The following is an 18,886-nucleotide window of genomic DNA, read 5'->3' as shown; positions in this document are numbered from 1 at the left end:
GAAGGAGACCAACAGAATGCAGGCCGAAAGCAGATTTTTGGAGACGAGCAGGGTAGCGGGAACAGCTGTCTATGATGGAGCCCACGCCGAGATCGGCAGCATAGATGATTTGATCATCGACACGATGACGGGAAAAGTTCGCTATGCCACGTTGAGCTTCGGCGGATTTTTAGGGCTCGGAAAAAGCCAGTACGTAGTTCCGTGGACAGCGCTTCGCTGGGACCCTGAACTCGAAGGCTATGTGACAGGCATCACAGAGCAACAGCTCCAAGCTTCGCCCGATCTTGATCCGCTGTCGTTGCGAAATCGCGATGCGGAAGGCCGTTTGCACGAAGCATATGGTGCACCAGGTTACTGGGAGCTTGAGCCGCGCTAGCCGGCAGCAATGGAAACGGCACCGATGGAACACGTGAACGTAAAGTACGCGAAGGGATTCAACGTCCTCATCGGAGACGACCGTTCGCAGGCCGCCTCAATGGTGATCGAACCCGGCGAGAGTGAAGGTGGGAAAGATAACTTCCACAAAGGAGCCGACCAGTGGCTCTATGTCGAAAGCGGAAGCGGAAAGGCGATCGTCAACGGGCACGCTTATCCGCTTCAGCCGGGATCGCTTATTCTCATCTCCCACGGTGAGACGCATGAGGTCCGTAATACCTCGAACGTTCCAATGAAGACTCTGAATTTCTATGTGCCGCCCGCCTATACAAGTAGCGGGGAGGCACGCCCCGCAGGCAAGGCTGAGTAAATCCGGCGCGATTGTCGCGGGCTCGAAGCGAACGGAATCGAAACCTAACGATGCGCCAGCGCGTTTCACTCCTGGTTTTTTCAGGAGAACGTCAAATGCACCCCGCAATGGCACTCTGGATTTGGTCCGTATCGATGTCTCGCGTTTGGCAGACGTCGCTTATGGGTGAAGAATTCTTGCCGCGACCGGACGAGAAGCCGAGGGTAGCGGACCCGGCTTTCGTAAGAGCGAACAATTATCTCTACTCAGAGGTCGCGAAAAATCCGCTTCCCGATTCTATCCTCGACCGTCTTGCCGACCTCTATTGGACGGAGCGGGATGCCGATCTTGCTATTTAGGGAAACGCGCAAAATCTCATCGCTTGTGTGGTGACGCATCTTTGGCGTCATGATCATCGGCCTGAGGGTGTTCTTCCGTTCGCAATTTCTTCAGGCGCGACGCGATCGCCGGCGGCAAGCCATCGAGATTGAGTTCAAAAATCTCTTTCAGCCGGGGTCCGGCCTGCCGTTCGAAATGAAACATCCAATCATCAATATCGCGCGCCACAATCATCACTTTCCTTTTCCTGTTTGCGCTTCCCAGTCATTTCGTAACGTGTGCACACCATCAGTGTTCCCGCGTGGTTTTTGCCGCCCGTCGCAAGCGAAGCGGTGCCACGCGGAACTGCCCTCTTTCACCAGGCGTTGCTCAAAAAAGGAGAGGCGCGCATGGGCAATGTCGCGACGATGATCGTAGTTCTCGGCGGGACGTTTTTGATCGCAGGGACGCTTCTTTACTATTCTCTCCTCCCAGGCAATCCGCGTACGGCTTCGCGAAAACGCCGCGCCGCTGTTGAAACGACGGCAATCGTGGCTGCAGCTAGCGACCGCGACTCGGCGCCCTCGACCGATTGACGGTGCGCGCCGCACGGCCCCCGCGTCCAAATGTGTAGGTCCGGCAACTGAACGTGACGTTGGCTTGCCAACTCGTCGCCGCATTTTGCGCGAAAAAAGTCTGGACGCACAAAACGGGGTGTGTGTCATGGGCACAGTTAAAGCCGCAGATCGGATCGTCAAAAGCCTGAATTTAATTCGAGGGGAGGCGTCGCGCTTGGATTGCGCGCGGGCCGAAGGCAAATCCTTCGAAGCCAAGATGGCGCTTAAGATGATCAATGACGAATGCTATGATTTGCGTCAGTTCCTTCACGAGCTGCAACAGAAGGGCGAGTTCGACTGACATTTGATCGTTTCGCTGGAACTCAGTTTGCGACGCGTGGTTAACCACGTCGAACCGAGCAAACGGAGGTGGCTGCGATGCGCAAGAAAGCCGTCAATCATGTCTACGACGTTCTGAAGGCGGTGTGCGAGCTCGAGAAAGACCTGAAGGCAGCACCGATTTATCTCGACATCGCACAACGTGACGAATGCACGAGGCACTTGCGGGAAGCGCGACACCAGCTTCATCAGGTGTTGAACGAAGTCTGCGCTTCCGACTTCCGTAACCGCAAAGTCGCTGCCTGAGATCGCCCAGAGCTGCGGGCTCTCCGCATCTTGTGCTCCATTTCGCCACAGCAACTTTGCCGCGCTCTGAGCCCAGCCGTCTAACCAAATCGAACAAAATGCCTCTTCGCGCGTTGTGGGAACGCCGTTCTTTGGGTCGCGGCAAGAGGTGGCGGAAATGGCGAAGCAGAAATTCGCGTTAGCCTTGGGCGGAGGTGCGGCTCGGGGATGGGCCCATATAGGAATTCTTCAAGGGTTGGCCGAGGCTCGACTGGAGCCTGAGATCGTTGTTGGAACGTCGATAGGCGCGATCGTCGGAGGCCATTACGCATCGGGCCGGTTGAACGACCTCGCGGATTTTGCGCGCCAACTCACGCGCCGGCGCGTCTTCAGCTTTTTGGACTTGAGCGTTTCGGGTTCGGGCCTGATTGCCGGACAGCGGCTCTTCGATCGCTTCGACGATCATTTGCGCGGCCTGACGATCGAGCAACTCCCGGTTCGGTTCGCCGCCATCGCGACCGACCTCGCGACGGGACATGAAGTATGGCTGCGGCGGGGTTGCGTCACCGAGGCCGTCCGTGCTTCGTCCGCCATCCCGGGGATTGTTCGGCCCGTACGCCTCAATGGCCGCTGGATGGTAGACGGCTGCCTCGTCAACCCCGTGCCCGTTTCCGTCTGCCGCGCCCTCGGGGCGCGTGTCGTCGTCGGCGTCAACCTGACGAGCGAGTTCGGGCGCGGCGGGATCTGCATCGGCGATGACGACGACGAGGAAATCCCGGGCGAAATCGTCGTCGAGGAAACGCCGATCACGCGATGGAACGGCAGCGGCGCGCTCCAGCTGCTCCATCGGCAAATCTTTGGGCAGCGCCAAGACGGCGCGCCGGGCATCACATCCGTTATCCTGAACTCGTTCAGCATATTTCACGACCGCATCGCGCGAGCGCGCCTGATGGGCGACCCGCCGGATTTGCTCGTCACGCCCGATCTCGCTGATATAGGCGTTCTCGACTTTCATCGCGCGGATGAAATGATGGACGCCGGAAGAGCAGCGATCGAGCCGCACATTCCGATGATCGAACGATATTTGAAAACGCCGCCGCCGGTGCATCTGAACACGCGGCTGTTTGCCGGATGACAGGCAATGCCGGAGCGGAGCTCTCGGGCATCTCGAACGACGGGCATCGCTAAAGCGCTTCAAACTGAGCATGCCTTGGCAACGAACGGGTGACCCGTTTGCTTTATCATCCCTACGCTGACAGTTGCTGACAGTTCCCGCTCCAGGCTAGGGCACATTGCCACCGTTTCGAAACCGTATCCGCTCGGTCAGCGTCTAGTATCCGGCGAACAATCGTGCGGACGCTGACGATGGTTTTGAGGAGAGACTGAACGGTTCCCCATGCTGGTATCAGCGATCATACATGATGCGAAAGATTTCGCGATTGCGAAGCACAGCGGACAAGTGCGCCAGCATGACGGGCGTCCGTACATCGCGCATCTCGATGGGGTCGCGGCCATCCTCGAAGAGTACGGATATAAAAGTTCAGAAATTATCGCCGCCGCGTTTCTTCACGATACGATCGAGAAAACCGACACGAGTATCGAAGAGATCCATCAGAAATTCGGCGAGACCGTTGCTGAGCTGGTCTATTGGCTGACCGATACGGAGAAGGGAAGCCGCGCGTCGCGAGCGATACAAGCCGCGTGGAGACTGTCGCGCGCTCCGTGGGACGCCAAGCTCATCAAGCTCGCAGACATCATCGATAACGGCTCGGCGATCGTGCTTCACAATCCCTCTTTTGGCCCGACATTTCTCGAGGAGAAGCGGCTTTGTCTGAAGAAAATGGCGGAGGTGGAAACCAGCCGCTTGCTGAGGCTTCCGCTTTTCCAGAAGGCGGCGATCGTGACGGAATCCGCCTCTCTTTGATTTCGCAAAGTCCAAATCGGAGACCATGAAATGAGACGCGCCGCCATTGCCTCTGCTGCATGTTTAGCGATGACGATAGGCTCGGCCGCATTTGCCGACGACGTCAATCGCACCGGCCAGCCGCAGACGAACGATACAAACAAAGCGGGAGGCCCATCGCAGGGCGGCGACGCCAATACGATGGGCGGAGCGACAACCGAGCGGACGTTGCCCTCGGAGCAATCCAGGCAGCTACCGCACGACGAAAATAAATCGAGCGACAAGAAGACGAACAATTCCGAGCCGGCATCGCCATCGACGGGCGACCACTGAGCATGTGCGCCTGGCGGCCGGGCGCCTTCTGACGCGGCCAAAGCAGGGTGCGCCGCAAATCGACTGGATGTCGCGGGAACGGGTACGCCAGCCGCAAGTATTCTCCACACCACGGCAGCACCTCCCCCCGGTGTGCTCCTTTCAGCCGTGAAGACCTAAGCACCCTGGCTCCCCCCGCCAGGGTGCTTTCTCTTTTCAGGTCCCGGCGCGTCAGTTGCGCGGCCTGCGCCGTGCAACAGATATCATTCCGATCGAGGACAAATTACTTCAAATCGCGTGCGGAAAATCGCGTGACGTAGCGACGTAAAACGAGGCGAGAAATCCGCGCGAAAAAACCGGAACGAACCATTCTGTTTGGTTCACCACCCGGCGCTCTATTTGGAAGGAGCAGCGTGGAGTGTGGTAGGCCGCGAGCCATGAGCTAGGTCGAAAAGCTAGCTCGAAAACAAAATGCGGAAACCCAAAAGGAGAGGCCTCCAATGATGATGCGTCACCTTCCATTTGCGTTCGCTCTGATCGCCACGCTGTGCATGCCGCTTGCCGTGTCGGGTCAACCAGGTGGGGGAGGTGGTGGTGGCGGAGGAGGCGGCCACACAGCCGGCCCCGGCGGCGGAGGCGGCGGAGGTGGTCCAGGCGGTGGTGGCCGTGGTCCAGGCGGAGGTGGGGGCGGCGGCGGACCGGGAGGGGGTGCGCCGCGCGGTCAATTCCGTGAAGGCGGACCTCCGGGCGGCGGCGGCCCCCGAGGCGGCGAACGTTTTCGTGGTGGAGAACGGTTTCGCGGCGGTGAACATTTTCGAGGTGGAGAACGATTTCGCGGCGGCGAACGTTTTCGCGGCCGAGAACGGTTTCGAGACCACGGCCCGCGCGGCGGTCATGGCCGCCGCTTCTGGCACGGAAGGTGGTATCCTTACGGCATAGGGCCCTGCTGGCGCTGGTCAAATTATTATGCCGAATTCGTCTGGGTCTGCTACTAGAGGCCCGCAAGATCCCGGGCTGACAGCTTTGGCGGCTCGGGGTCTTTGACCACAATCCGAGGAGTGCACTACTTATGCCCACGATGTCCGATAATCGCCGCCGCCGCATTGTCGCCCGCCAGAAGAAGCTCGAAAATGCGGTGAAGCGCACGGAAAAGGCCGCCAAGCGCGCGCGTAACAGCGAAGGCGCGAAAGGCTGATCGGCCGCTAAGGCTGCCAGATAAGCTGCTCGTTTCTTTCGAGAATGCCTGCCAGCCGCGTGACGGCGCCAGCGTGCTGACTTAAGCGATCTTCCAAAGCAATCATCATGCTGGCCTTGACCGTGTCGGGCCAGTGCATCGTTTGGACGGTGTGAAGTTCGATCGAAAGCTCGGTGATGATCTCATTGTGCCAGTAGATCGCTTCTTCGATCGTGTAGGCGTCTAGCGCCTTTTCGCGGCATATTTCGAGATAGTCGCTGGCCCTGATCGTGGCAGGAAGTTTTTCGTCTTTCGACATGTTCCTTGAAACCGTCCGTTTCGCTGCGAGCGTATGGATGAACAGACGAAAATTCACGCGATCGCTGAGCCAGTGGAGCAGGGAACTCGGGCGAGAGCCAACAGCCCGGGGGCCTGACCGATCTCCATCCGCCGCCATGACGACGCTCCCAGTGTCTTGCCCCGTGGCTTGATTGCTTCGGGCGTCCACCGCCGGCCAGAGCGGCCCGGCGGTGGACGTGATGATGACGCGCGACGATAGGTGTTGGTTCCGAAGAGACACGCAAATTCCCCGGAAAAGTCCCGCCGCGCCACAGTGCGCTACGGAGAGGAAACCATCCGGCCGCCGTGAGGTAAAGCAGTCATACCGCGTGCCTCGCACGTGGGATCAGGCGTTCTGGAGAGTATCGGTCTTCACAAACTTCGCTTCGGCGGAATGATACTTGTGAGAACCCACCTGATCGCCGGCGAAGAGCTGGCGCATGGCTCCTAGACGTGGGGTCATGGAAGGCCTCGGGACCTGCGGATGCGCAGGGACCGAGGCTATTTTCGCGGCAACGCCCGGATAAATAAAATTGGCTCGATTGCGAAAGACCTTGTGGTCGCCATCGGCGGCCGGGCGCCCCGATCGGGCGCGCGCCTATTCCTCCGGCAGAGGCGCTCCTGGTGACGCATCGTCGTAATCATCTTCGCCGAGACCGCTCTCGCCTGAACCGGCGCCTTCTCCGCTGATGTCGATACCGTAAGGGTCGGGTGCGGTCGCGATTTCATCGGGCTCGTCCTCCGGTGGCGTCCCGTACTGTTCGTCCGAATAATATGGCGCGTCCACGGGGCCGGCATCGTCATCGGCCGCATTTTGCGCGAACGCGGCCGGAGCCACGGCAAGCGACGTCATTAACACCGCAGATAAAATCAGATTTCTCATGGAACGACCTCGCGAGGACCAAAATGACACGGGAGCAGTACACGCGCAGTCGGGGTTCGTTCCAAGCCGGCCCCGTGTATCCCGCTCCTCGCAATGTCAAATATCGTCGGAACCGGAGCTTCCTCGTGCACGTTTACCGCTCACAAAGCAGAGGAGGAATTCCATGAATTGGGATCGCGTTGAAGGTAACTGGAAGCAGTTCTCCGGCAAGGTAAAGGAGAAGTGGGGTCAGTTGACCGATGACGACATCGCAAAGGTCAACGGTAACCGCGAGCAGCTCGAAGGCATCCTTCAGGAGCGCTATGGCTACGCCAAGGATCAGGCAAAGAAGGAAATCGACACCTGGTCTGGCTCGCTCTGATAGAGTTATCAGCACTTCGATAAAGGAAGGCCCAAGTTTTGGGCCTTTCTTTTTGCCTCGACCGGCTAGAATGCGTATGAACGCGCACGGTTCTAGTGTTGAGGAAAGCAGGAATGTCCAAGACGTTTTGTGCGGAGATGCTGACTCGCTCCGAATTCGACCGCGCCAACGAGCGGTTGGAAATCACGGTTTGCAACGCCGCTGGAGAGAGCCAAACGATCTCCATCAACGCACGCATTGCCGAAACGCTTTCCTCGATACTCGGCGATCATTTTCAGTCGGCGTCGGCTTTCGGCGACCTTACCAAAATTCCTGACCGTTATGCCGTCGGCCACGGACGCCACGAGCCCGTGGTCATGCTGCGGTTCGAGGATGAGCCGGCATACGGGCTGACCGCCGATCAGGCGCTTGATCTCGGCGAGGCGCTGATCGACGAAGTCGGCGCAATGACGAAAGTGAAATATCCCGCTCGCCAATAGAGCGCGACCAAATGGGCAACGGCTTCACGAAAGCTCTTTCCTGATGTCGTTGCAAAGAACCGTCATGGCGGCTTGCGTTGCAGGCTTTGCCAAGAAGCGCGCGCGGACGGGCAACGCCGCAATGCTCGGTAGGTGCTTTCCCGAACTGACGATGATCACCATGTGTGGCCAGTGCTGCCGGATGTAATGCGCGAGCGTCAGGCCATCCATATCGCCCGGCATATTGATATCGGTAAAGACGACCTTGATGCCCGGCGTGGTCCGCAGAATATGCAGCGCGTCATGAGCGGTGCCGGTCTGCACGGTCTCGTAACCGCCATCTTGAAAGTCGGCGACGAGCGCCATCCGGATGAGCATCTCGTCTTCGACAATAAGGACCTTCGCAATCGTCAAGACACCCTCATCCAGTGCCGCCCAATTGCGGCTCGTTGCACTTCTGTTCGCTGCTGCCTTAGCAGAGACGAAGAATCAATGCGCCAGCTTTCGCGCAGCTTTCAAATCGCGAACGAAGTCGGCGAACGCCTGTGAGCGTGCATCGTGATCCGGCATGCGGAGCATCGCAGACGGGTGAATGGTGACGAAGCCCGGCATGTCGCCGAACTGATATTTTCCCCGCGACTTTCCAATGGCGACCGGCGCGCCTTCTAGAGCGGCGGCCGCTGTCGCCCCGAGCGCCACGACGAGGCGAGGGTGAACGAAGCCAAGCTCCTTCAGAAGCCACCAGCGATAACGCTTCACCTCACCCATCGTGGGCTTCTGGTGAATGCGCCGCTTGCCGCGCTCTTCATGCTTGAAGTGCTTGACCGCGTTGGTCACGTAGGAGGCTTTCCGATCGATGCCCGCGGCCGTTAGCGCCTTGTCCAATAGCTGCCCGGCGGGCCCGACGAATGGCCGGCCCTGCAGATCTTCCAGATCACCCGGCTGCTCGCCAACGAAGGCCAGGGCGGCGCCGGCGGGACCTTCGCCAAGCACGGCCTTCTTGCCGCCGGGAACCATCGGCTTGGCCGCGGTGATGATCTTGTTGAGTTCGGTTAGGCTTTTAGGTTCCTCGGCATCGGAAGCCGGAAACAGATCGCCGTTCGAGGCGGCGGAGTGAGCGGACGGCCGGGTCGAGTGCTTCGGCATTGGGTGTCATGACGCGCTTGCTGATGGGCTTTATTGCCCGACGCGCGATCATAACTTTTAGTTCCGCCGGCCTTTCTGCTCGCTTGTTGGATCTTCAAAATATGCGGGATTGCAATTCAGGAACCCCAAGGTTGGGCGCCGGAACTTGGGGTTCCGGCGCCCGCGTCTGAGGCAAGTCAGGGAGCACCCACTGCCAACCTCAGTCGTGGAAGGTCTCTCCATGGAGAGCAAGATCGAGGCCTTCGGCTTCTTCAGCTTCGTTGACCCTGAGACCGATGGTGAACTTGATGAGGAGCAGGGCCACGAGACTGACGACCGCCGACCAGACGATTGTCAGGCCGATGCCTTCGATCTGTACCCAGACCTGACCCAAGTTGCCTTCGATCCAGCCGGATTTTCCTTCGCCGCCGACTGCCTGGACGGCGAAGACGCCGGTGAGCACTGCGCCGAGGATGCCGCCGATGCCGTGGACGCCGAAGACGTCGAGTGCATCGTCATAGCCGAGAGCACGCTTCAGGCCGGTGACGCCCCAGTAGCACAGGACGCCCGCCGCAAGACCGATGATCAAGGCGCCGTCGACAGCGACGAAGCCGCAAGCAGGCGTGATCGCCACGAGACCGGCAATCGCGCCGGAGACAGCACCGAGAAGGCTCGGCTTGCCCTTGATGATCCACTCGACGAGCGTCCACGAGACGACAGCACCCGCGGTCGCGATCTGCGTGTTGAGCATGATGATGCCCGTGCTTGCGCCGGCACCCAGTGCGGAGCCGACGTTGAAGCCGAACCAGCCGCACCACAGCAATGAACCGCCAATCATGGTCAGAACCAAGTTGTGGGGTGCCATCTGCTCGGTGCCGTAACCCTTGCGCCTGCCGACGATGATGGCAGCGACGAGACCAGCGATAGCCGAGTTGATGTGAACGACGGTGCCGCCGGCGTAGTCGAGAACGCCTGCGCCGCCAAGGTAGCCGCCTGGGCCCCACACCATGTGAGCGATCGGCGCATAGGCGAAGATCGCCCAGAGTGTGACGAACGCCATGGACGCCGAGAACTTCATGCGGTCAGCCGGTCCGCCAAGGGCAATGATCGGCGTGATGATGAAGAACGTCATCTGGAACATGACGAAGAGGAACTCAGGGATGCCCGAAGCGGCAGGCGCCGGGGTATCCGGCGCAATGCCGGCGAGCAATACCTTCGAGAAGCCGCCGAAGAACGGGCTGCCTTCCGTGAAAGCAATCGAATAGCCGACGACAACCCATACGATCGACAGGAGGCCGGCGCCGAACACGCACTGCATGAGAACGGCGAGCGCGTTCTTCTTGCGCACCATGCCGGCGTAGAAGAGTCCGAGGCCCGGGACGAGCATCATGAGCACGAGCACGGAGGACGTCAGCATCCATGCGATGTCGCCGTTGTTGAAAGCTGGTGCCGCGGCCGCCGCGGGTTCGGCAGCAGCTGGCGCTGCTTCCTGGGCAAGTGCGATTGCCGACGTCGCAAGTAGTGTTACTGCGCTGAGAGCCGTGGCTCCAAGCGAGGGTCGAAGTCTTGAAGTCATTCCTAGTCCCCCAATGTTGGTCCCGATCGTTCCATGCCGTCCGACCACAGCTTGTGCGGGTTTATGCTGCTTTCTCATCAGGCAGGGAGGATGTTCGCAAGGAATGTGCCAGATGAAACAAATTCGCGTTTCATTGGGACAGATGTACCAAGACACCTGGGAGAGAGATCAATGCCTAGGCACTCTGACTAAACCTGAGGCAGAGACAGTGAGCGGATTATATCCAGCTCGACGGTGGTTTTAGCCTGGTGGCGCGATCGGCCATTCCGCTTCGACGTATTTCTTGAACCACGCGCTAAAGCACTGAGGCTCGGCCGCAACCTGCTTGCGGATAACGTCGGGGCTCGTCCAACTGTACCCGTCGCACTCGACGGGATCGGGCGCGATCACCCCGTCATAGGTGCCCCGGAACACATGGACGAACTCGTGTTCGGTCAACCCGGCGTCGAGTTCGGCGCGATAGGTGAAGGTGCCGATCGGCGTCAGTGGGCAAATGACGCGCATCTCCTCGTTGAGGCGGCGCGCCGCAGCCTGGAGCGTCGTCTCGCCCGGCCGCGGATGGCCGCAGCACGTGTTCGTCCAGAGACCGCCGGAGTGATACTTGTCGACCTGACGCCGTTGCAGGAGCAGGCGGCCCTTGCTGTCCCAGACCATCACGGAAAAGGCGCGGTGAAGGGCGCCCTGGCGGTGAGCCTCGAGCTTTTCAGCAAAGCCTATTTCGTTGTCCTCATGGTCGACGAGGACGACTTCTTCCAGCAGCATGTTTGGTAATTCCCGCAGCCGAGCAGTGAACGATTGACGCGCCCATCACCATAGCGCCGCAGCCGCTGCGAGATAACCCCCTATGCTCAATGTTTGTAGAACGTCATCATGCGCGTGAAGCTTTGCATGATCTCATCGGCCGGCCGGTCGAAAACGTCGAGCGGAATGCGAATGACGTTGCCGGAAATGGTCCAGGGCAGCCGCATCAGGAAGCGGTAGAAGGGGCGGCGGCGCCAGTCGACGAGCAAGGCCCGATCCAACGGGTCTTCGAGGGTGATGTGCAACTCGTTGTTTGTCGAGCCGCGGATATCGACGGTGATTAACTCGATTTGCTTGATCGACCGCCAGGTAACGATCCCGAGGCCCTCTGCGAACACGCCGTACTGCCCCGACCCGATCCGCGGTTTCCCCGTCTCGAGCAGGGGATAATTGTAATAGCCGAACCCCAACGCCAAAAGAGCAATTGCGATGAGAACGATGTTGTCGATCGCGATGCCGATCGTTCCCAGGCACGCACCGATCAGGCAAACGACATAGACGGGAAATTGGATTTCTTCTCGTTCGTAGGCCACCGTGTAGCCATGCATGTCGTCCTGGCTCACGGGTGACGCACCTGCATGTTCGATTTCAATTGTAGCGAGCGGACTCAAATTATGTGCCACCGCTGCGGATGACAACTAACCCACTGATCGATTTCAAGCAATTTTCGACGTCGGGACCCGGCGAAGCGCCTCGCGTTTGGAGCTCTGCCGAACTCGTAGGCCATCCGCAGCACAGATGCCGAAATTTAAGGCAGCGCTACCGCAGCGGCGGTCGCCAATGGTGGCGAACGAGCGCGCGGACTGGCAGCGGCCATTAGGCGCCCGGGTTGCGACCGTATTTATTATGGCCATCATCTTTCGGTTGGATACTTTCACATTCATACACGTCGCGTTGAGCCTGATCGCCATCGCGGCGGGCGTCATCGTCTTCCTAGGATTTCTTGCGAATGCCTCATGGCCCGGCGTGACAGCTCTTTTTCTGCTGACGACGGTGCTGACCGGAGTCACCGGCTTCGGCTTCGCTTTCACCAAGCTGCTCCCGTCGCACATCGTTGGGGGCATACTGCTGGTGACCTTGGCGGTCGCGATTTACGCCCTCTACGGAGCCCACCTCTCGGGCGCGTGGCGCTGGGTCTACGTCGTGACGGCATCGACCGCGCTATACCTCAACGTCTTCGTGCTCATCGCTCAACTCTTCCTCAAAGTCCCGGCCCTTCACGCTCTGGCGCCCACGCAGGGCGAACCGCCGTTCATCGCCGCCCAGAGCATCGCATTGCTCGTGTTCCTCATGCTCGGCTGGCTGGCCGTCCGCAATTTCCACCCGGGCGGAGAAGCACCCGCAGCTGTGCGGCGCACCGTGTGATCTTTCGGACGCCGCGTTGGACTTCCGTCCGTCTTCCACTGATGGGGGCGTTGCGTTATAGCCAAGACGCAACTAAACGGGCTTCTTGGATGTCCGCCGCGGAACGCAGTTAACAACAGACGATCGTCGATGCACCGTTACGTCAATCTTCTGATCGTTCTTGCGTTCGCGGTGCGCAGCTTTTTGCCTGTGGGCTTCATGCTTACGGCAACGACTGCCCACGGCGGACCGGTCGAGATCGTCATCTGCACCGGCCACGGCCCACAGAATTTGATCCTGGACGATAAGGGCGTTCCGCAGCCCGCCAAGCCGCCGATAGCAGATAACAGCACGTGCCCGTATGCGCCGGTCGGCGCCGTTGCGATCAATCACGAAACACCGCATCTGCTTTCGCATACCGTACGCTACGCCTCGGTCACCTATGCGATCGCGACCGAGATTTCCCGCGCGACTCCGAAACCCGGAGCACAATCCGCGCGCGGTCCCCCGTCCTCACTGACCTGAAGCCTCTCGGCATTCTGACGAGTAGCGCCGCGACGAGCCTTGAGCCGCCGCTGCCGCGCTCTCGCCAGCCTCAGATCAGTTGGGAATTTTGCAAATGCAACTCTTCGCGCCCCGCGCTTGGGCGACGCCTCGCCTGAAACGCATCGCTGTCGCGTCGTCCGCTATCGTATGCGTCATCACCCTCAGCGAACACGTACGCGCCGATCACGACACGGCTGCGCAAACAATCGATCTGCCGGACGTGACGGTGCATCAGGCCGCGCCTGCTGCCCGACCGGCCGCTGCCGAGAAGCCGAAAGCGAAAACCGGGCCTAAGCCGGCAACGGCGACAGCGAAGCCGCCGGCAAGCGCCACGGCACCGTCGGCAACCGTCGCCGCATCCCCGCCGATGGCTCCGCCTCTTCAATCGGGGCCAACGTCCGGAAATCCCGGCACGCCGTCTGCGGCAGTTGCGGGCGCGTCCGGCGCATCCGGCCCGGGTGCCCAAGCCGCCGCCGCCGTGGACATGACGCGCTTCGAGGCCGCGCCGGTATTTTCGGTCACCGACATTCTCCACGAAGTCCCAGGCGTCTCGCTGAAACAAGGCAACGGCCCGCGTGACATGGGCATCTCGATCCGCGGATCGAACGCCAGAAACGGCTTCGGTATCCGCAATATCGTCATCCTCGACGATGGCTTTCCGGTCACGCAGCCCGACGGACTTTCGCGCAGCGACCTGATCGACCCGCACGCCTATGCCGGCGTCGACGTTTGGCGCGGACCATCCTCGGCGCTCTTCGGAAACTACGCGACGGGCGGCGCGATCAACTTCCGGACCTTCCCGGGCGGCGCCATAGACGGCGTCGAGTACGGCATCGACGTCGGCGGTTTCAATTACCTCAACAACTACGCGATCGGTGGCAAACGCGGAGCGAACTGGGAAGCGTCGGTCTTCACGAGCGATGTCCGCGGCGACGGCTACTTCGGCTACAGCGCCTTCGATACGCAAACCGTCAACGCGCTCATGACGTGGAAGCCGTCCGCGACGGACACGTTCACCTTCAAGTTCATCAACAACGCGATTGAAACGGAATTGCCGTTCCGTATGAACCTCAATCAGTTCAAGCAGAACCCGTTTCAGAAGGGCTGCGCGACTGCGGCAACGGCCGCCGTGGGATGTGCGACGAATAACTTCTCGGCGACGGGCTCCGGACCGGTCGTGAAACAAACCGCTGAAGAAGCGGGCGCGAACCGCGACGATCGCCGCACGATTGGAGGTTTCCGGTGGGAGCACGCCTTCGACGCAGCGACCACGGGGCAGGTGCAGGTCGTGATCGACGACCGCAACATCAATCAGCCGACTGGCGCGACGAGCGCGGTGGGTGATTATCTTTCATACAACGTCAGCACGGGCCTGACGAAGCGTTCCGATTTCGCCGGACTGCCGACGCTCTCCTATCTCGGCGCGTACTGGAATTATCTGCCCGTCGACGGCAAAACCTACAACGTCGCGCCGGGCGGAAATGCAAGATTGGGTTTCCTTCAGTCCGAGATCACCGGATCGACGACGAACTTCGGCGTGCGTGCACGCGAGGAAGTACGCATCGCGAGCGACGTCGCAGTCATTGCCGGTGCGGCCGTCGAGCGGACATATCTCAACGGTGGGCAAACGAGCTTTAAGTACAACGCCGACGGCGATCTGACGAGCACGACGATCTATTCAGCCGACCGCCAGATGACGAACGTCGCGCCCGAGATCGGCGTCCTCTATACCCCGTCGCGCGAATGGCAATGGCGCGCGCGCGTCGGCACCGGTTACGGCACGCCGCAGTTCTCGAACTTGTTCGTGACGCCGGAAGGCAAGCCCGGCAACAACACGGATCTCAAGTCGCAGAGAAACGTCGGCTTCGACCTCGGCGGAGACTGGACACCGGCGCCCGGCCTGACATTGAGCGTGACCGGCTTCTATGAGTTCTTCAAAAACGAGCTCGTATCGCAGGCGCCCGTCGATCCCACGGGATCGTCATTCAGCTTCAACGCTCCGGCATCCGAGCACCGCGGCGTCGAAGTCGCTGCGGATTTCGCGCTTGCCGACGGTCTGAGATTGACCGCCTCCTACATCCACAACGATCAATATTACACCGATTATGCCGAGATGCTTTCGGGTGCGGCCAAAGCTGCGAGCCGCGACGGCAATAAAATCCCGGGCATCTCGCCGAACGAATTCACCACGCGGCTAAGTTACGATTTCGCACACGGACCGTTCAAGGGAGTAGGCGCCTTCGCCGAATACGAATGGCACGACAGCTTCTTCATGGAGAATGCCAATCTCCTGAAGGCCCCCGGCTACGATCTGGTCAATCTCAACGTTCACTACAATATGGAATTCAGCAGCGGGCCCGTACGCTCGCTGATGACTTACTTCGAGGTCAGGAACGTTTTCGACGAAACGTACATCTCATCTGCAAATAACATCTCCGATCGCGTCGGCGGGACAGCCGATAAACTCGCCGACGGGACCGGCTCAATTTACGCGGGTGCGCCGCGCACGTTCTTCACCGGTATGAAAGTGAGGTTTTGAGTCATGCGCGTTCATATTCAAATGGCGATTTTATTGCTCGCATCGATCATGCCCGGATCGGGTGCCGCTGTCGCACATGACGCGAACGCCCATCACGGCGCGCCCGCAGCCTGCCAAACGACGGCGCTCGCATGCGCCAGCGTCATAACGGCCGCTTTCGGGCCGGACGGAAAATTATGGGTAACGTGGATCGCGGGCGGCCGCGTATCGGTCGCAAGTTCAGCCGATCTCGGCAAGACATTCGCCGATCCGGTGACGCTGCCGAAAACGGATTTGCCGCTCGATGAGGGGCCCGATGCCCGCCCGAAGATCGCTATCGGACAAGCCGGCCGCGTGATCGTCACGTATGCGTCGCGCGATGAAAAATACAATGGTCACGCCTTCATCGTGCGATCGGGCGACGGCGGAAAGACGTTCTCAACCCCGCAGCCGATTACGTCGGACTCTCCGAGCCAGCGCTTCGAGACGGCGGCGCTCGATCAGGATGGTCGCGCGTTCGTCACCTGGATCGACAAGCGCAACGGGGCGAAAGCAAAGAAGGATGGCAAACCCTACGCCGGAGCCGCGCTCGCCTTTGCATGGGACGATCGGCCGGGCGGAACGCTTCAAGCGGCGACGATCGCACGCGACAATTCCTGCGAATGCTGCCGCATCGGCGTCGCCTTCGCAGGGCCGGGGAGGCCGGTCGTACTCTTTCGCAATATTTTCGACGGCGGCATTCGCGATCATGCCGTCATCACCTTTGCAGACTCCAAGACGCCAGGTCCGCTCTATCGTGTGAGCGATGACGATGCGAAGATCGACGCCTGTCCCCATCAAGGCCCGAGCCTCGCGATCGGCCCGGACGGCGTCTACCATGCGACGTGGTTTGCGCTCGGACGCAAATTGAAGGGCCTCTACTACGCACACTCGAACGACGACGGAAAAACGTTTTCGGAGCCGATGCGGCTCGGCGATCCGAACGCGCAGACGTCGCGGCCGTATGTTCTGGCGACGCACGGCGTCGTCTATCTTGCCTACAAATCTTTCGACGGCGCCATGACGACGATCGATCTCATCACGTCACACGATTCCGGAAAAACCTGGAGTGCCCCCCGCAGCATAGCGATGACGCACGATGCGTCGGATCATCCGTTGCTGATCGCAAGTCCGGCGGGCGCGTACCTTTCGTGGCTGACGCTGCAGGATGGCTATCGGCTCATCCCGTTGGAGCCCCAATCATGAGGCTTGCTTCGATACTCCTCGCCCTGTTCATCGCCGCGATGCCGATTGCCGGTTCGGCGGCGAGCCCGGAAGCTGCCCCAGAAGCCGCCCCCCAAACCGCCCGCCCGTTCGAGGCGGATAGTTTGAAGCAGATCCTGGACGCCCAAAAAGGCCGTCCGGTCATCGTCCATTTTTGGGGACTGACTTGCAGCAATTGCATGGCAGAGCTGAAGGACTGGGGCGCGTTCACGCGCGCCCACCCCGATGCCATGATGGTCCTTGTGAATTGGGACCAACGCGGAGCCCGGCCGGCTGAAATCAGTCCCACACTTCAGAAAGCGGGTCTCGGCTCAGTGTCGAGCTTCGTTCTCGGCAACGGGTTTGAAGAAAAGCTGAGGTTCGCCGTCGGCCAAGACTGGATGGGTGAGCTGCCCTACACACGTCTCATCGCGGGCGATGGGTCCGCCACGGCGTTCTCGGGACCGGCGGATTTCGAGCAACTCGGATCGTGGCTCGCGAAGCAATCGCAATAACCGGGCAACAGCAGTAAGTTGGTCCCGCTGATTTAACTTCGAATTGTCGTCGGCGGGCGGCCGCCGGAATGCGCGCGGTCGTGGGTTGTGGCTCCGGGGCATCAGATCTCGCGGAAAAGCTCCGCGCTTCCGACGAATCGCAGTCACGCGATCACCTTCGGGACGTCGCCGGTTTCGTACCGACCGCGAGACAACGAGACCAACTTGCCAGCGGACGTTTTGACGCGGATGATAATACCGTGTCGCGTATCGCGATTCGTGAGCGTGCTCACAGGGAGAAATAAAAATGGATCTCCAAGCACTGATCGTCTGGTTGATCATCGGCGCGATTGCCGGTTGGCTGGCTGGGCAAATAATGAGTGGCGGTGGCTTCGGTTTAGTCGGAGACATTATCGTCGGTATCATCGGTGCGTTCATTGCCGGCTGGCTGTTCCCATATCTTGGGCTTCATCTAGGTGCCGGCATCATTGGTGAGATTATCGCTGCAGCCATCGGAGCGATCATTTTGCTGTTCGTCGCGCGATTGGTACGACGAGCGTAGCGGCGCGGATCTGATGAATGTTTAGACGGGCTGTCGGCGGCGACGGTGGCGGCCCGTTGTTGTTTCTGCAGTTCCTGACACGCTGTCGCATGTGCCATTATGATTGTAACTTGTGCAAACATCGTTTGCGAAGGTTGCATCTTGGCTGGAACGTGCTTAGGGCTTGTGCGAATCGCGAGGCGGGGTGAGCGGCAGAGTAATGCCTAAGGTACCAATTTCCTGTTTCATCATTGCTAAGAACGAGGGCGACCGTATCGCCCAAACCATACGATCCCTGCGCCCGTGGGCGAACGAAGTCGTCGTGATCGACAGCGAAAGCACGGACAATACGGTGAGCGTCGCGCTTGCCGAAGGATGCAGGGTCATCACGCAGCCGTGGCTGGGGTTTGGTGCGCAAAAACGCTTCGGCGAAGACCAATGCCGCAATGACTGGGTCTTCAATATAGACGCCGACGAGGTGGTCACGCCGGAACTCGCGCAGGAAATCATCGCCACGTTCAAGAACGGCAACCCGAAATTCGTGGCTTACGGACTGCCGATAGATCTGGTGTATCCGGGGGCCGAGGCGCCACGCCCGTTGGCGCGGGATCATTGGTATGTGAGGCTCTACAACCGGCGGTTCATCAGGTTCAGGAATTCGAACGTTCATGATGCGGTCGTGACCGACGGGGTTGCGGTGGGCGCGCTCAAGTCGCCCATCTATCATTACTCGATGCGGTCTTTTGCCGATATGAAACGCAAGCTCGACGAGCGTACGTGGCTCATGGTCGAAAACGCCGGATCGACCTCTCAGGGCGTGCTCGCATCGCGTTTGATCGTCGAGCTGCCGATGAATTTTTTCAAATATTACATCGTCAGGCGGCACTGGACCGGCGGTCTCGTGGGCCTGAGGTACGCATCGATACAGGCGGTTTTCAGATTTCTGAAAATCTACCGCGTCTTGCGGTCGGACAAAACGAAGACATCGGCGCGGGATGTGACGGCCTGAACGGCTGAAGCACTGAATTCACGCGCGAATTCCTCCG

The 18,886-nt window shown here is 60.0% G+C and carries 28 protein-coding genes; 20 read left to right on the top strand and 8 right to left on the bottom strand.

The annotated features are described in order from the left end of the window. Positions 1-16 precede the first annotated feature (16 nt). From BM399_RS07475 to BM399_RS07465, 3 genes are all read left to right on the top strand, one after another. On the top strand, positions 17-376 hold the full coding sequence (locus BM399_RS07475) for a PRC-barrel domain-containing protein (protein WP_092866722.1): 360 nt from the start codon (positions 17-19) through the stop codon (positions 374-376). Positions 377-400: 24 nt separating this feature from the next. Then, on the top strand, positions 401-745 hold the full coding sequence (locus BM399_RS07470; protein ID WP_092868106.1) for a cupin domain-containing protein: 345 nt from the start codon (positions 401-403) through the stop codon (positions 743-745). A 95-nt stretch (positions 746-840) separates the two neighbouring features. Then, entirely contained in the window at positions 841-1,083 is a 243-nt protein-coding gene (locus tag BM399_RS07465) for a hypothetical protein (RefSeq protein ID WP_143111367.1), read from the top strand. A 16-nt stretch (positions 1,084-1,099) separates the two neighbouring features. On the opposite strand, the gene BM399_RS07460 is transcribed toward BM399_RS07465, so the two are convergent. Further along, positions 1,100-1,297, bottom strand: coding sequence for a hypothetical protein (locus BM399_RS07460; protein WP_092866718.1), 198 nt, complete (start codon positions 1,295-1,297; stop codon positions 1,100-1,102). Positions 1,298-1,452: 155 nt separating this feature from the next. Between BM399_RS07460 and BM399_RS20895 the strand changes: the two genes are divergently transcribed. From BM399_RS20895 to BM399_RS21485, 8 genes are all read left to right on the top strand, one after another. Then, positions 1,453-1,638, top strand: a complete 186-nt coding sequence (locus BM399_RS20895; RefSeq protein ID WP_143111366.1) for a hypothetical protein — start codon at positions 1,453-1,455, stop codon at positions 1,636-1,638. A 196-nt stretch (positions 1,639-1,834) separates the two neighbouring features. Continuing rightward, positions 1,835-1,960, top strand: coding sequence for a hypothetical protein (locus BM399_RS21490; protein ID WP_280140535.1), 126 nt, complete (start codon positions 1,835-1,837; stop codon positions 1,958-1,960). A 77-nt stretch (positions 1,961-2,037) separates the two neighbouring features. Beyond that, positions 2,038-2,244, top strand: a complete 207-nt coding sequence (locus tag BM399_RS07445; protein ID WP_092866712.1) for a hypothetical protein — start codon at positions 2,038-2,040, stop codon at positions 2,242-2,244. A gap of 157 nt (positions 2,245-2,401) precedes the next feature. Continuing rightward, the gene (locus BM399_RS07440) at positions 2,402-3,358 is read left to right on the top strand and encodes a patatin-like phospholipase family protein (protein ID WP_092866710.1); all 957 of its coding nucleotides are present in this window, start codon (positions 2,402-2,404) and stop codon (positions 3,356-3,358) included. A gap of 261 nt (positions 3,359-3,619) precedes the next feature. Continuing rightward, on the top strand, positions 3,620-4,147 hold the full coding sequence (locus BM399_RS07435; protein ID WP_092866708.1) for an HD domain-containing protein: 528 nt from the start codon (positions 3,620-3,622) through the stop codon (positions 4,145-4,147). A 30-nt stretch (positions 4,148-4,177) separates the two neighbouring features. Next, positions 4,178-4,459 carry a hypothetical protein gene (locus BM399_RS07430; protein WP_143111365.1) on the top strand — a complete coding sequence of 94 codons (282 nt, stop codon included), beginning with the start codon at positions 4,178-4,180 and terminating at the stop codon, positions 4,457-4,459. 573 nt (positions 4,460-5,032) lie between these two features. Further along, positions 5,033-5,377, top strand: a complete 345-nt coding sequence (locus tag BM399_RS07425) for a hypothetical protein (protein WP_143111364.1) — start codon at positions 5,033-5,035, stop codon at positions 5,375-5,377. Between the two features lie 130 nt (positions 5,378-5,507). Beyond that, positions 5,508-5,633 (top strand): hypothetical protein, encoded by a 126-nt coding sequence (locus BM399_RS21485; protein ID WP_280140534.1) that lies wholly within the window; start codon positions 5,508-5,510, stop codon positions 5,631-5,633. Between the two features lie 7 nt (positions 5,634-5,640). Here the strand turns inward: BM399_RS21485 and BM399_RS20890 are convergent, their stop codons facing one another. Together BM399_RS20890 and BM399_RS07415 are read right to left on the bottom strand one after the other, a co-directional pair. Then, a complete protein-coding gene (locus tag BM399_RS20890) occupies positions 5,641-5,931 on the bottom strand; it encodes a hypothetical protein (protein ID WP_143111363.1) in 291 nt (96 codons plus the stop codon). A 618-nt stretch (positions 5,932-6,549) separates the two neighbouring features. Further along, on the bottom strand, positions 6,550-6,834 hold the full coding sequence (locus BM399_RS07415) for a hypothetical protein (protein ID WP_143111362.1): 285 nt from the start codon (positions 6,832-6,834) through the stop codon (positions 6,550-6,552). A gap of 163 nt (positions 6,835-6,997) precedes the next feature. On the opposite strand from BM399_RS07415, the gene BM399_RS07410 reads away from it, so the two are divergent. Both BM399_RS07410 and BM399_RS07405 read left to right on the top strand, forming a co-directional pair. Continuing rightward, on the top strand, positions 6,998-7,195 hold the full coding sequence (locus tag BM399_RS07410; protein WP_092866698.1) for a CsbD family protein: 198 nt from the start codon (positions 6,998-7,000) through the stop codon (positions 7,193-7,195). 113 nt (positions 7,196-7,308) lie between these two features. Continuing rightward, a complete protein-coding gene (locus BM399_RS07405; protein ID WP_092866696.1) occupies positions 7,309-7,674 on the top strand; it encodes a hypothetical protein in 366 nt (121 codons plus the stop codon). A gap of 24 nt (positions 7,675-7,698) precedes the next feature. Here BM399_RS07405 and BM399_RS07400 read toward each other — a convergent pair whose 3' ends face one another. From BM399_RS07400 to BM399_RS07380, 5 genes are all read right to left on the bottom strand, one after another. Next, complete coding sequence (locus tag BM399_RS07400) at positions 7,699-8,067, bottom strand: response regulator transcription factor (protein ID WP_244531144.1); 369 nt, start codon at positions 8,065-8,067, stop codon at positions 7,699-7,701. 75 nt (positions 8,068-8,142) lie between these two features. Further along, positions 8,143-8,799, bottom strand: a complete 657-nt coding sequence (locus tag BM399_RS07395) for a UdgX family uracil-DNA binding protein (protein WP_092866694.1) — start codon at positions 8,797-8,799, stop codon at positions 8,143-8,145. Positions 8,800-8,998: 199 nt separating this feature from the next. Further along, on the bottom strand, positions 8,999-10,354 hold the full coding sequence (locus BM399_RS07390) for an ammonium transporter (protein ID WP_092866692.1): 1,356 nt from the start codon (positions 10,352-10,354) through the stop codon (positions 8,999-9,001). A gap of 240 nt (positions 10,355-10,594) precedes the next feature. Then, on the bottom strand, positions 10,595-11,116 hold the full coding sequence (gene idi, locus BM399_RS07385; protein ID WP_092866690.1) for an isopentenyl-diphosphate Delta-isomerase: 522 nt from the start codon (positions 11,114-11,116) through the stop codon (positions 10,595-10,597). Positions 11,117-11,202: 86 nt separating this feature from the next. Further along, a complete protein-coding gene (locus tag BM399_RS07380) occupies positions 11,203-11,718 on the bottom strand; it encodes a hypothetical protein (protein WP_244531143.1) in 516 nt (171 codons plus the stop codon). 283 nt (positions 11,719-12,001) lie between these two features. On the opposite strand from BM399_RS07380, the gene BM399_RS07375 reads away from it, so the two are divergent. From BM399_RS07375 to BM399_RS07345, 7 genes are all read left to right on the top strand, one after another. Next, a complete protein-coding gene (locus BM399_RS07375) occupies positions 12,002-12,520 on the top strand; it encodes a hypothetical protein (protein WP_092868103.1) in 519 nt (172 codons plus the stop codon). 129 nt (positions 12,521-12,649) lie between these two features. Continuing rightward, positions 12,650-13,024, top strand: coding sequence for a hypothetical protein (locus tag BM399_RS07370; protein WP_092866688.1), 375 nt, complete (start codon positions 12,650-12,652; stop codon positions 13,022-13,024). A gap of 94 nt (positions 13,025-13,118) precedes the next feature. Beyond that, on the top strand, positions 13,119-15,584 hold the full coding sequence (locus tag BM399_RS07365) for a TonB-dependent receptor family protein (protein WP_092866686.1): 2,466 nt from the start codon (positions 13,119-13,121) through the stop codon (positions 15,582-15,584). A gap of 3 nt (positions 15,585-15,587) precedes the next feature. Continuing rightward, positions 15,588-16,808, top strand: coding sequence for a sialidase family protein (locus tag BM399_RS07360; protein WP_092866684.1), 1,221 nt, complete (start codon positions 15,588-15,590; stop codon positions 16,806-16,808). Then, positions 16,805-17,320 (top strand): TlpA family protein disulfide reductase, encoded by a 516-nt coding sequence (locus tag BM399_RS07355; RefSeq protein WP_092866682.1) that lies wholly within the window; start codon positions 16,805-16,807, stop codon positions 17,318-17,320. Before BM399_RS07360 ends, BM399_RS07355 begins: the two co-directional genes overlap by 4 nt. A 286-nt stretch (positions 17,321-17,606) precedes the next feature. Further along, positions 17,607-17,861, top strand: a complete 255-nt coding sequence (locus BM399_RS07350) for a GlsB/YeaQ/YmgE family stress response membrane protein (protein ID WP_092866680.1) — start codon at positions 17,607-17,609, stop codon at positions 17,859-17,861. A gap of 199 nt (positions 17,862-18,060) precedes the next feature. Beyond that, complete coding sequence (locus BM399_RS07345) at positions 18,061-18,849, top strand: glycosyltransferase family 2 protein (RefSeq protein ID WP_092866678.1); 789 nt, start codon at positions 18,061-18,063, stop codon at positions 18,847-18,849. Positions 18,850-18,886 lie beyond the last annotated feature (37 nt).

The organism is Hyphomicrobium facile, from assembly GCF_900116175.1.
GTDB classification, from domain to species: Bacteria; Pseudomonadota; Alphaproteobacteria; order Rhizobiales; family Hyphomicrobiaceae; genus Hyphomicrobium_B; species Hyphomicrobium_B facile.
This window is presented reverse-complemented; position numbering and strand designations above follow the sequence as displayed.

Coding starts and splice junctions, on each gene's coding strand:
- BM399_RS07375 (WP_092868103.1), top strand. CDS start 12,002: ATGGCCATCATCTTTCGGTTGGATACTTTCACATTCATACACGTCGCG.
- BM399_RS07370 (WP_092866688.1), top strand. CDS start 12,650: ATGCACCGTTACGTCAATCTTCTGATCGTTCTTGCGTTCGCGGTGCGC.
- BM399_RS07360 (WP_092866684.1), top strand. CDS start 15,588: ATGCGCGTTCATATTCAAATGGCGATTTTATTGCTCGCATCGATCATG.
- BM399_RS07435 (WP_092866708.1), top strand. CDS start 3,620: ATGCTGGTATCAGCGATCATACATGATGCGAAAGATTTCGCGATTGCG.
- BM399_RS07395 (WP_092866694.1), bottom strand. CDS start 8,799: ATGCCGAAGCACTCGACCCGGCCGTCCGCTCACTCCGCCGCCTCGAAC.
- BM399_RS07345 (WP_092866678.1), top strand. CDS start 18,061: ATGCCTAAGGTACCAATTTCCTGTTTCATCATTGCTAAGAACGAGGGC.
- BM399_RS21485 (WP_280140534.1), top strand. CDS start 5,508: ATGCCCACGATGTCCGATAATCGCCGCCGCCGCATTGTCGCCCGCCAG.
- BM399_RS07465 (WP_143111367.1), top strand. CDS start 841: ATGCACCCCGCAATGGCACTCTGGATTTGGTCCGTATCGATGTCTCGC.
- BM399_RS20890 (WP_143111363.1), bottom strand. CDS start 5,931: ATGTCGAAAGACGAAAAACTTCCTGCCACGATCAGGGCCAGCGACTAT.
- idi (WP_092866690.1), bottom strand. CDS start 11,116: ATGCTGCTGGAAGAAGTCGTCCTCGTCGACCATGAGGACAACGAAATA.
- BM399_RS07355 (WP_092866682.1), top strand. CDS start 16,805: ATGAGGCTTGCTTCGATACTCCTCGCCCTGTTCATCGCCGCGATGCCG.
- BM399_RS07475 (WP_092866722.1), top strand. CDS start 17: ATGCAGGCCGAAAGCAGATTTTTGGAGACGAGCAGGGTAGCGGGAACA.
- BM399_RS07440 (WP_092866710.1), top strand. CDS start 2,402: ATGGCGAAGCAGAAATTCGCGTTAGCCTTGGGCGGAGGTGCGGCTCGG.
- BM399_RS20895 (WP_143111366.1), top strand. CDS start 1,453: ATGGGCAATGTCGCGACGATGATCGTAGTTCTCGGCGGGACGTTTTTG.
- BM399_RS07460 (WP_092866718.1), bottom strand. CDS start 1,297: ATGATTGTGGCGCGCGATATTGATGATTGGATGTTTCATTTCGAACGG.
- BM399_RS07350 (WP_092866680.1), top strand. CDS start 17,607: ATGGATCTCCAAGCACTGATCGTCTGGTTGATCATCGGCGCGATTGCC.
- BM399_RS07470 (WP_092868106.1), top strand. CDS start 401: ATGGAACACGTGAACGTAAAGTACGCGAAGGGATTCAACGTCCTCATC.
- BM399_RS07430 (WP_143111365.1), top strand. CDS start 4,178: ATGAGACGCGCCGCCATTGCCTCTGCTGCATGTTTAGCGATGACGATA.
- BM399_RS07405 (WP_092866696.1), top strand. CDS start 7,309: ATGTCCAAGACGTTTTGTGCGGAGATGCTGACTCGCTCCGAATTCGAC.
- BM399_RS07390 (WP_092866692.1), bottom strand. CDS start 10,354: ATGACTTCAAGACTTCGACCCTCGCTTGGAGCCACGGCTCTCAGCGCA.
- BM399_RS07365 (WP_092866686.1), top strand. CDS start 13,119: ATGCAACTCTTCGCGCCCCGCGCTTGGGCGACGCCTCGCCTGAAACGC.
- BM399_RS07445 (WP_092866712.1), top strand. CDS start 2,038: ATGCGCAAGAAAGCCGTCAATCATGTCTACGACGTTCTGAAGGCGGTG.
- BM399_RS07410 (WP_092866698.1), top strand. CDS start 6,998: ATGAATTGGGATCGCGTTGAAGGTAACTGGAAGCAGTTCTCCGGCAAG.
- BM399_RS07415 (WP_143111362.1), bottom strand. CDS start 6,834: ATGAGAAATCTGATTTTATCTGCGGTGTTAATGACGTCGCTTGCCGTG.